This is a genomic window from Microvirga sp. P4_G7, from assembly GCF_056401005.1.
Genome location: NZ_JBFUKD010000080.1, coordinates 1 through 11,238, shown reverse-complemented (window position 1 = coordinate 11,238; position 11,238 = coordinate 1). Strand labels below are relative to the sequence as shown.

11 protein-coding genes are annotated in these 11,238 nt (G+C 62.0%); all 11 read left to right on the top strand.

From position 1 onward, the window contains the following. Window positions 1-1,146: ABC transporter permease (locus tag AC1DT3_RS06120; protein ID WP_477464361.1), on the top strand; the 1,146-nt coding region annotated here is incomplete at its 5' end. Beyond that, a complete protein-coding gene (locus tag AC1DT3_RS06115) occupies window positions 1,143-2,771 on the top strand; it encodes an ABC transporter ATP-binding protein (protein WP_477464360.1) in 1,629 nt (542 codons plus the stop codon). The genes AC1DT3_RS06120 and AC1DT3_RS06115, both read left to right, overlap by 4 nt. Before the next feature lie 7 nt (window positions 2,772-2,778). Then, a complete protein-coding gene (locus AC1DT3_RS06110; RefSeq protein ID WP_477464359.1) occupies window positions 2,779-3,705 on the top strand; it encodes a cation diffusion facilitator family transporter in 927 nt (308 codons plus the stop codon). A 69-nt stretch (window positions 3,706-3,774) separates the two neighbouring features. After that, a complete protein-coding gene (locus AC1DT3_RS06105; RefSeq protein ID WP_477464358.1) occupies window positions 3,775-4,995 on the top strand; it encodes a phosphopentomutase in 1,221 nt (406 codons plus the stop codon). A 154-nt stretch (window positions 4,996-5,149) separates the two neighbouring features. Continuing rightward, complete coding sequence (locus tag AC1DT3_RS06100) at window positions 5,150-6,412, top strand: GTP cyclohydrolase II (protein ID WP_477464357.1); 1,263 nt, start codon at window positions 5,150-5,152, stop codon at window positions 6,410-6,412. A gap of 215 nt (window positions 6,413-6,627) precedes the next feature. Then, window positions 6,628-7,881, top strand: coding sequence for a URC4/urg3 family protein (locus tag AC1DT3_RS06095; RefSeq protein ID WP_477464356.1), 1,254 nt, complete (start codon window positions 6,628-6,630; stop codon window positions 7,879-7,881). 36 nt (window positions 7,882-7,917) lie between these two features. Then, a complete protein-coding gene (gene upp, locus AC1DT3_RS06090; RefSeq protein WP_477464355.1) occupies window positions 7,918-8,547 on the top strand; it encodes a uracil phosphoribosyltransferase in 630 nt (209 codons plus the stop codon). A gap of 20 nt (window positions 8,548-8,567) precedes the next feature. Continuing rightward, the gene (locus tag AC1DT3_RS06085) at window positions 8,568-9,101 is read left to right on the top strand and encodes a 2-dehydro-3-deoxygalactonokinase (RefSeq protein WP_477464354.1); all 534 of its coding nucleotides are present in this window, start codon (window positions 8,568-8,570) and stop codon (window positions 9,099-9,101) included. A gap of 38 nt (window positions 9,102-9,139) precedes the next feature. After that, entirely contained in the window at window positions 9,140-10,522 is a 1,383-nt protein-coding gene (locus AC1DT3_RS06080) for a leucyl aminopeptidase family protein (RefSeq protein WP_477464353.1), read from the top strand. A 74-nt stretch (window positions 10,523-10,596) separates the two neighbouring features. Then, window positions 10,597-10,944 carry a MarR family transcriptional regulator gene (locus AC1DT3_RS06075; RefSeq protein ID WP_477464352.1) on the top strand — a complete coding sequence of 116 codons (348 nt, stop codon included), beginning with the start codon at window positions 10,597-10,599 and terminating at the stop codon, window positions 10,942-10,944. Next, a partial coding sequence (locus AC1DT3_RS06070; RefSeq protein ID WP_477464351.1) for an SH3 domain-containing protein occupies window positions 10,941-11,238 on the top strand: 298 nt, incomplete at its 3' end. The genes AC1DT3_RS06075 and AC1DT3_RS06070, both read left to right, overlap by 4 nt.

Below are 11,238 nucleotides of genomic sequence, written 5' to 3'. Positions count from 1 at the left end.
CTCGTCTCTCCCGCCTCAGCGCCCCTCGCTCCGCCGCTGCCGCGCGAAGGTTTTTTGCGCTTGTCGCCGCTCAATCGTCGGCGTCTGCAGAACTTCAAGCGCAATCGTCGCGGCTACTGGTCGTTCTGGATCTTCGTCGTGATTTTCGTCCTCAGTCTGTTCGCGGAGTTCATCGCCAACGACAAGCCGATCATCGTTTCCTACAAGGGCGAATTGCTGTTTCCCGTTCTGGTCGATTATCCGGAAGAGAAGTTCGGCGGCTTCCTCGCGCAAACCGATTATCGCGACCCCGTCATCTCGAAGGAGATTCAGGAAAATGGTTGGCTCTTGTGGCCGCCCATCCGGTACTCCTACAACACACACAATCTCGATCTTCCGGTCCCCGCCCCCGCGCCGCCCACGTGGATGCTGACGGATGCGCAATGCAAACCTATGGCCGAGCGCCTCGGCGGAACAGGCTGCGACAGCTTGGAGTGGAACTGGCTCGGCACGGACGATCAAGGGCGGGATGTCGTCGCGCGCTTGATCTACGGGTTTCGGATTTCCGTTTTGTTCGGCTTGATCCTTGCCATCGTCTCCTCGGTGATCGGCGTCCTCGCCGGCGCCGTTCAAGGCTATTTCGGTGGTTGGGTCGATCTCCTGTTCCAGCGCTTCATTGAAGTCTGGACGGCGATCCCCGCCCTGTACCTGCTCATCATCATTTCCTCCATTATCACGCCGAACTTCTTCGTTCTGCTCGGCATCCTGTTGTTGTTTTCCTGGGTTTCTCTCGTCGGTGTCGTTCGTGCCGAATTCCTGCGTGCGCGCAATTTCGAATACGTGCGCGCCGCGCGTGCGCTCGGGCTCACCAACGCGACGATCATGTTCAAGCATCTCCTGCCGAACGCGATGGTGGCGACGCTGACCTTTCTGCCGTTCATTCTGAACGGCTCGATCTCGACTCTGACCTCCCTTGATTTCCTCGGCTTCGGTCTCCCGCCCGGTTCGCCCTCGCTCGGCGAAATGCTTGCGCAGGGAAAAGCAAATCTTCAGGCGCCCTGGTTGGGGCTGACAGGCTTCTTTGTCATCGCGTTCATGCTGAGTCTTCTGATCTTCATCGGCGAGGCCGTGCGCGACGCGTTCGACCCGAGAAAGACCTTTCAATGACGGAACTTCTTCTCTCGGTTCAGGATCTCTCGGTCGCCTTTCGCCAAGGGGGACAGGATTCACTTGCCGTCGACCGCGTGTCGTTCGACATCATGCCTGGTGAAACTGTCGCTCTCGTCGGGGAATCCGGCTCTGGAAAATCGGTTTCCGCGCTCTCGATTCTCAAACTTCTGCCTTACCCGTCGGCCCATCATCCGTCGGGCCGCATCCTGTTCAAGGGTGAGGACCTGATCGCCAAGTCTGAAGACGAGATGCGCCGCGTGCGTGGCGACGACATCACGATGGTGTTCCAAGAGCCGATGACGTCGCTCAATCCGCTCCACACCATCGAGCGGCAGATCGGCGAGATCCTGTCGTTGCATCGTGGATTGTCTGATCGACAGGCACGCGTCCGCACTCTCGAGCTTCTGCATCTCGTTGGGCTGCGCGATGCGGAAAGCAGGCTCTCGGCCTATCCGCACCAGCTCTCCGGCGGMCAGCGYCAGCGCGTGATGATCGCCATGAGCCTTGCCAACGAGCCGGATCTCCTGATCGCCGACGAACCGACGACGGCGCTTGACGTCACCGTCCAGGCGCAAATCCTGAACCTGCTCGCGGAGCTCAAGGGCCGCCTCGGCATGGCCATGCTCTTCATCACCCATGATCTCGGAATCGTGCGCAAGGTCGCGGACCGCGTATGCGTGATGTTGAAGGGAAAGATCGTCGAACACGGCCCGGTTGCCGAGGTGTTCGGCAATCCGCAGCACGAATATACCAAGAAGCTTCTCGCCGCGGAGCCAAAGGGGCGCGCCAATCCTGTCTCGCCGGATGCCCCGACGATCGTCGAAGCCGGACCGATCAAAGTGTGGTTTCCGATCAAACGCGGCTTCTTTCGCCGCACGATCGGACACGTGAAGGCCGTCGACGGCGTGTCCGTTCGCGTGCGCAAGGGCGAGACGGTCGGCATCGTGGGCGAATCCGGCTCCGGCAAGACAACGCTCGGTCTAGCCATCCTGCGACTCGTGTCCTCGCAGGGACCGATCGTGTTTCTCGGCCAGCAGATCGACAGCCTGACATCCGGCGCGCTCCGGCCCCTGCGAAGAAACATGCAGGTCGTCTTCCAGGATCCCTACGGCTCGCTTTCACCGCGCATGTCCGTCGCTGAAATCGTCGAGGAAGGCCTGCTCGTTCAGGAGAGCAGCCTTTCCTATGCCGAACGCCGCGAGGTTGTGGCGCGAGCCTTGATCGATGTCGGCCTCGACCCGGCGACGATGGACCGCTATCCGCATGAATTTTCGGGCGGTCAGCGGCAGCGCGTCGCCATCGCGCGCGCCATCGTGCTCGAGCCGCAATTCATCATGCTCGACGAGCCGACATCGGCCCTCGACATGTCGGTGCAGGCACAGATCGTGGAGCTGCTGCGCGACCTGCAGAAGCGCCGGGATCTCGCCTACATGTTCATCAGTCATGATCTCAAGGTGGTGCGCGCCCTCGCGAACGAAGTGATCGTGATGCAGGACGGAAAGGTAGTGGAACAGGGATCGGCGGAGTCGATCTTCGCTGCACCGAAGACCGACTACACCCGCGCGCTTTTCGCCGCCGCCTTCAACCTCGACACCGCGGGCGCGAAGGTCGTTCGGGAATAATCACATCATGCCCGCTCATCAGCACGACCATTCCTCGGGACACGACCACAGCCACGCGCCCGCAGGCGAATACGGGCGGGCCTTCGCGATTGGCATCACGCTCAATCTGGCCTTCGTCGCTATCGAAGCCGCCTACGGCATTCTGGCCGATTCCATGGCGCTCCTCTCCGATGCGGGCCACAATCTCAGCGATGTTCTCGGACTCGCGATCGCTTGGGGCGCGTCAATTCTCGCCAAGCGAAAGCGTAGCGACCGTTTCACCTATGGGCTTCGATCGAGCTCCATCCTCGCCGCGTTGTTCAACGCTCTCCTGCTGCTGATCGCGTTCGGCGGCATCGCTTGGGAATCGGTGCTGCGGCTACTCGATCCGCCGCCCGTCGCCGCCGGGACCGTCATGGTCGTCGCGGGTATCGGCATTCTCGTCAATGGTTTCACGGCCCTCCTCTTCATGCGCGGTAGCCGCGGCGACATCAATATTCGCGGCGCTTTCCTGCATATGGCCGCAGATGCCGCCGTCTCGCTCGGCGTTGTCATTGCCGCCCTCGTGATCCTGCGCACGGGCGCAACTTGGATCGATCCGGTCACCAGCCTCGTGATCGGTCTCGTCATCCTCTGGAGCACGTGGGATCTGTTGCGCCAGTCCCTGACCCTGTCCCTGCACGGTGTACCGAGCGGAATCTCGGTTGCGGACGTCAGGAAGGCGCTCGAAGCCTTGCCGGGCGTGAGCCGTGTCCACCACCTCCACGTCTGGGCCATGAGCACGACGGAGACCGCGCTCACCGCTCATCTGGTCATGCCGGAGGGCCACCCGGGCGATGCCTTCCTGGCCAGCGCTCAGAAGGAGCTGAAGCACGATTTCGGAATCGGGCATGCGACTCTCCAGATCGAAATTGCCCATACGGAACCCCTCCACAATTGTCAGCCTGCCTCCTAATTTTCATGAGATGCATCAGGCGGTGACATGATGTATCGGTCCGACCTCTGCGACCGGAAGGAAGACTGAATGCCCCGCGCTCTCGTGATCGTGCTTGATTCCGTTGGTATCGGCGGCGCCGAAGATGCCGCCGATTATGGTGACGTCGGCGCCGATACACTTGGCCATATCGCCGAAGCCTGCGCGACCGGCGCGGGAGATCGCTCGGGCGTACGACAGGGGCCGTTGAGCCTCCCCCACATGGCCGCCCTCGGTCTGGGACTCGCCTGCCAGGCATCCACTGGCCGCATGCCGCCCAATCTCGCTCCCACCGCTCCCCTGAAGGGCGCATGGGGTTACGGCGTGGAAACATCGAAGGGCAAGGACACGCCGTCCGGCCATTGGGAAATCTCCGGCGTTCCGGTCGCATTCGACTGGGGCTATTTCCCGGACACCGTCCCTTCATTCCCGCAGCAACTCACCGACGTCATGATAGAAGCGGGATCGTTGCCGGGCATTCTGGGAAACAAGCATGCGTCGGGAACGAGCATCATCGATGAGCTCGGCGCCGAGCATGTGCGCACTGGAAAGCCGATCTGTTACACGTCCGTCGACAGCGTTCTGCAAATCGCGGCACATGAAGAAACGTTCGGGCTCGAACGCCTCTATGATCTCTGCAGGATCACACGGGAGCTTTGCGATCCCTACAATATCGGCCGGGTCATCGCTCGCCCCTTCATCGGGTCGGAAGCGCACGGCTTTCAACGCACAGGCAACCGCAAGGATTTCGCCACCCCGCCCCCCGGCGAAACGATCCTCGATTCCCTGGCAAAGGCTGGTCGTCCCGTCGTGACCGTCGGCAAGATCGGAGACATTTTCGCGCACCGCAACACGGGCTCGGAAATCAAGCCGCATGGCAACGATGCTTGTCTCGACGCCGCCATCGACGCCATGAGCAAACTCGCCGATGGCGGTTTCGTCTTCGCAAACCTCGTCGACTTCGATTCCGAGTTCGGTCATCGCCGCGACATTCCGGGCTATGCGGGCGCTTTGGAAGCCTTCGACCGGCGCGTTCCGGAAATCCGCGCAGTGCTGCGGGATGGCGATCTCGTGATCGTCACTGCAGATCACGGCAATGACCCCTCCTGGCGCGGCACCGATCACACCCGGGAACACACGCCGATCCTGTGTTTCGGGCCGGGCACCGGCTCCGGTTCGATCGGTCGCCGGGACAGCTTCGCCGACATCGGCGCCACCGTTTTGGCCCATCTCGGCGTGGCGAACACCGGCAAGGGCCAAAGCTGGCTCTAGGCTTCCTCCCAAAACGCCTCTTGCGAGAGCGTCATTCTGAGCCGTTGACGGCGTCGTAACTTTGGATCAGTCTTCCACGGATCGTGGGAGACTTCCCGGCGGTCGATCAAGAGATCCTTGGGGAGTCTTCCCGTTCAGGCGCGGAAGGCCATTCATGAACTCGCCCAATCGTTCGACCCATATCCGGCTCACGTCCCACCCCGAACCCAATGCTGCGACGATCCGCTTGCCCATCAAATGGGGCATGAAGGAACCGCGCGAACGGGGTCCAGTCGTCGGATCCGTCACCAGCCCAGGCGATCGAAACGTGATCGGTGCTCACGGCGGCTCCTATTCTCTCTACCGCGCGCTCGCCATCTCTGCGCGCGCCATGAACCCGCTGGCGCGGCCCGACCTCCACAACACGCATCCGACAGCGGAAATCGGCCCGCATCCGCAATGGTTCGAACCGGGCAAGATCGTGTCGCTGGATCCCTGGGGCCACATGGTCGGTCAGATCTACAGGGGTGAGATCGAGAGCGGCATCGATATCCGCCCCAGCATCGCGATCACCAAAGCGCGTCTCAACATGCCGGAGATTCTCTCCGCGATGGATCGCAAGCGCATCAAGGCCGATGGCGGCGTGCTGCATGAAACGGGCGACATTTCGGTCACCAAGATTGCCGTCGATCCGGTGTGGTATCTGCCCGGCGTCGCCGCCCGTTTCGGGTGTTCGGAGGGCGAATTGCGGCGCACCCTGTTCGAGCAGACCGGCGGCATGTATCCCGAATTGGTGACGCGCCCCGACATGAGCGTGTTCCTGCCGCCGATCGGAAACATCACCGTCTACATCGTCGGGGACGTGACGAAGCTCGGTGACGACAAAACGCGGATCTCGTGCCGTGTACATGACGAGTGCAACGGATCGGACGTCTTCGGTTCGGACATCTGCACGTGCCGGCCCTATCTCGTTCACGGCATAGAAGAATGCGTCCGCGAGGCCCAGCACGGTGGCGTCGGCGTCATTGCCTACAATCGCAAGGAAGGGCGCGCTCTGGGTGAGGTGACGAAATTTCTCGTCTACAACGCTCGCAAGCGCCAGGAAGGCGGCGATTCCGCAGCCACCTATTTCGAGCGCACCGAATGCGTCGCAGGTGTTCAGGATGCGCGCTTCCAGCAATTGATGCCTGACGTTCTGCATTGGCTCGGCATCCGCCGTATCGACCGACTGATGTCGATGTCGAACATGAAATACGATGCGATCACCGATTCCGGTATCGAAGTCGTGGAACGTGTTCCGATCCCGGACGATCTCGTTCCGCCCGATGCGCAGGTCGAAATCGAAGCAAAGAAGGCAGCAGGATATTACACGCCGGACGGCGCACCGGATTCCTCGGCTCTCGATCAGGTCAAGGGGCGCGATCTCGAGCGATTCTAGGGCACGGTCAGCCGAAGTGGTAAGCGGTTCGGCGAGGCGCTCATGCATCGGTGGACTGAGCGATCGGCACACGTGGCCCTTTGCTGGAATGCTTTTTCGGCGCGCGATTCTGTCTCGCGCGCCGGCTCTTAACCGTCTCTCCAAACGCCCGCCGGAGAAACGATCAAAGGCGCCGAAATTGTGTTAAGCCTCCTCAGAGAGGATCGGAGCGTTTCGTGACGGACCAGCACACCCTGCCCTCAGAGGCCCAAACCGCGCGGACGTTGCTGACGGCCGCCGCCGTACGCTCGCGAAGCAACCAGCTCTTCCAGCATGGGCTCGATGGCCGCCTGCGCCATTTCACGATCGATATCGACAAACTCGGGGCCTGTGCGGACGACGTGGTCAAGACAATCCGGTCCGCCTATCCCTCTCTCGAAATCCCTTTTCATGCGCGTTGGCGACACCTCGCCGCCGGCGGGTACGAGCGCTGGGGGGCGATCGTGCAAAGCGCTCCTTGGGTCGACCACGACGCGATGGCCCGCTCCGCGTTCGATCTTGCGATCGTCTCCGTCCTCCTCGATGCAGGCGCCGGCCCGCAATGGCGGTATCAGGAAGGGCGGACGGGCGAGATTTTCGCACGTTCGGAAGGATTGGCGGTCGCCAGCTTCGACATGTTCGCTTCCGGCGCGTTCTCGAGCCACCCGGAGGATCCATTCAGGGTCGACGCGGACGTCCTTCTCGCTCTAACGCCGGACGAACTTGYCGGCATGTTCCAGGTCGGTCCAGACAACCCGCTGGTGGGGCATGAAGGGCGCGTCTCGCTTCTCAATCGGTTGGGGCGTGTCGTCGTCACCAACCCCGATATCTTCGGACAGCACGACGATCCGCGCCCAGGCGGCCTCTATGACGTCATCACGGCAACGGCGGAGGACGGCAAGATTGCAGCAACCACGATCCTGGAGACGTTGCTCGCGTATCTGGGCGCCATCTGGCCCGGTCGGATCTCGCTCGGCGGGGTCAATCTCGGCGACACGTGGCGTCACCCCCTCGTTGAGGCGGACGACGATACGAAGGGACTGGTCCCCTTCCACAAGCTATCGCAATGGATGTCCTATTCGCTCATCGAGCCGCTCGAATGGGCCGGTTACACGGTGACGGGGATCAACGACCTCACCGGCTTGCCGGAATACCGCAACGGCGGTCTCTTTCTCGATTCCGGTGTGCTCGTATTGAAGGATCCTGCGGATGCACACCGCTCTCATACGGTGGATTCGACACTCGTCGTCGAATGGCGCGCACTGACAGTCGCCCTCCTCGATCGGATCGCCGACCCGATCCGGTCGCAACTTGGATTGGATCGGGATCGTTTCCCACTGGCCAAGGTGCTGGAAGGCGGCACATGGGCGACGGGGCGCCGTCTCGCGCAGGAAAAACGTGGCGACGGCTCACCGCCACTCGTCATCATCAGCGATGGGACTGTCTTCTAGATGAACCGCCACACGACAATCACAGAGGAACAAAGCATGCAGGGCGTCACCGTCGTCGATCATCCGCTCGTCAAACACAAGCTGACGCTGATGCGGGACAAGCAGCGGTCGACGAAAGGTTTTCGTCAGTTGCTCAACGAGATCGGCATGCTGCTGTGCTACGAGGTGACCCGCGACCTGCCCGTCGAACCCGTCGAAATCGAAACGCCGATGACGACGATGACCGGCACGCAGATCGCCGGCAAGAAACTCGTTCTCGCGCCGATCCTGCGTGCCGGTGTCGGCTTTCTCGACGGCATGTTGACACTCGTTCCGGCGGCGCGTRTCGCGCATATCGGCCTCTACCGCGATCCGGAATCGCTGCAGGCGGTCGAGTATTATTTCAAGGCGCCGTCCGATCTCGCCGACCGCATGGTTCTCGTGCTCGATCCAATGCTTGCGACGGCGAACTCGGCCGTCGCCGCGATCGATCGTCTGAAGGAACGCGGCGCAAAGGATTTGCGTTTCGTGTGTCTACTCGCTGCTCCGGAAGGGATCGAGAAGTTGCGTGGCGCGCATCCCGACGTCGACATCTGGACGGCCGCCGTCGACGAGAAGCTCAACGACCACGGCTACATCGTGCCGGGCCTGGGTGATGCCGGAGACCGAATGTACGGAACGCGCTAAACGCGCATCGGAGTAGAGCGTTGCGATTCATCGTCGCCGATTGGGGAACGACCCGCTTTCGCGGTTACCTCGTCGAGAACGAGCGCATTCTCGATTCAGTGACATCCGACGAAGGCGTTTCGAACCTCGTGCAAGGCCAGCATCGGGACGTCTTTCTCAAACGATGCGGACATTGGCTGGCGCAAGAGCCCGATGCGCCCGTGCTTCTCGTCGGCATGGTCGGAAGTCGTGAAGGCTGGGTCATGGCCCCCTACGCATCCTGTCCGGCCGGCGCTGAGGAAATCGGTCGTGCGATGATCGCCGTCGATCTCGGTCAAGACATGAACAGCGCACTCCTCGCCCCCTATCTCTCAGGGCTTCTGACCGGAGATGAAATCAACAGCGCCCTCACCCAATTTTCGGTCCCATCGGCGATCACGATCGTCGCGGATTCGCCGCGGGCCGACCTCTATGTCGAGGCTCTGAGCCGTAAATCCATTGCGACTCATGTCGTCGCGCCGCAAAAAGCTTTGATCGCCGGATTGTCCAGGATCGCCCGTCACGTTCCGCGTTGAGGCCTGCCTCTTCCACCACTCCTTTCTCGAGTATTCCGATGCCCCATCCTTTGCTTGCGCCGTCCACCGAAACTGCAACCCCGATTTGGCTCGCAACCGAAGAGACGTGGCCGACCATTGGCGGCGCCTTGCCGAAGGCCGCTCTGGCCTTCGCCAAGGCACAGGGCTTCAAGGCCAAAGCGGGAAGCCATTGCCTGCTGCCGGATACCGATGGAAACCTGCTGGGCGTCGTCCTCGGGCTCGACGGAGAAAAATCCAGACGGCAAGATCCTTTCCTGCCGGGCAAGCTCGTGAATCTGCTGCCGGACGGCGTATATCGCTTCGAAACGCCAGTACCTTCGCCGACGCTCGCGACCCTTGCATGGCTTCTCGGCGGCTACGCGTTCACGCGTTATCGCGCCCGCCCGGCGCGCTCGGTGCGTCTCGTCGCACCGCACGGTGTCGATGGCGACGAGGTTTCACGAATCGCGGACGCCGTTGCCATGAGCCGTGATCTCATCAGCACGCCCACTGCGGATCTCGGGCCCGATGGGATCGAGGCAGCGGCGCGTCAGCTCGCCGACAAGCATGGGGCCGCATTCAACAGCATCGTCGGCGACGACTTGCTCAAGCAGAATTTCCCCATGATCCACGCGGTAGGGCGCGCCTCGGCAACCGCGCCGCGTCTGATCGATTTCACATGGGGCGATGAGAACGCGCCGCGCGTCACGCTCGTCGGAAAAGGCGTCGCGTTCGACACCGGCGGTCTCGACATCAAGCCCGCCGCCTCCATGCTGATGATGAAGAAGGACATGGGCGGCGCGGCAACGGCACTGGCATTGGCCGATATGATCATGGGCGCGAAGCTACCTTTGCGCCTGCGCGTGCTTGTTCCAGCCGTTGAAAACTCCATCTCGGCGAACGCCTTTCGTCCCGGCGATGTGTTGCAGAGTCGCAAGGGGACCACGGTCGAGATCGGCAATACCGACGCCGAAGGTCGCTTGATCCTGGCCGACGCGCTCACCCTTGCGGATGAGGAAAAACCGGAACTCATCGTCGATTTCGCCACGCTGACAGGCGCCGCGCGCGTCGCGCTCGGTCCGGAGTTGCCGGCATTCTTCACCGATGACGACGCGCTCGCGGCCGATATCGCCAAAGCCGCTGGCACGGCCAACGATCCTTGCTGGCGCATGCCCCTCTGGTCGCCTTATCTCGCCCAGCTCGATTCCAAGATCGCCGATCTCAACAACACCGGGGGTCCCATGGGCGGGTCCATCACCGCCGCACTTTTCCTGCGACATTTCGTGTCGGCTGCGAAGGCGCACGTCCATTTCGACCTGTTCGCCTGGAACAACGCCACGAAGCCGGGGCGACCGGAGGGGGCCGAGGTCCAAGCCGCTCGCGCAATCTACGCCCTCCTGAAGGATCGTTACCCTTCCTAAAGCATAGCGACAGCCTCGGCTTGCACTGGGCGGCGGAGGCCGAATAATACGGCACCGAAACGAACGGTGCCGCCATGCCTGTCGAGTTGCGTGCGTTGCAATCCCTGCGCCTTTGGCACGACGTCAATCTGGACCTCGTGCACGAAGGCGCGGATCTATCCGTTCGCCAGATCGCCATTCTCCTCACCATCTACCTCGAAGCTCCGCCCCACACCGTTCGCGGATTGGCAAAGAAGCTCAACGTGACGAAACCGGTGATCACGCGGGCTCTCGACAGCATGGGCAAGCTCGACCTCGTCTCGCGTCGCCGCGACGAAGTCGACCGCCGCAATGTAATTATTCAGCGGACGGTTGTTGGAGCTTTGGCCGTCGAGCGATTAGGGGATATCATCACCGCTCGTGCCAAGGAGCTGCCCCTATGAATCTCGATCGGCGTATCACGCCCTTCCGGCCGGACCTCGCCGACGAGCGCTTGCGCGGCCAAATCGACGCGCAACGTTTCTCCAAGGGTGTCGCGAAGAGCGTCATCGAGCCGGCGGTCGCGCTCCATAGGCATCCGTCCCGCGACGCGCCGATGGATACGCAGGCCATCTTCGGCGAGCGCGTGACGGTCTATGACGAGCATGAAGGCTGGGCGTGGGTACAGCTCGAGAGCGACGGCTATGTCGGCTATGTCGCGAGCGAGAGCTTGAGCGCAAACACCCCGACACCGACGC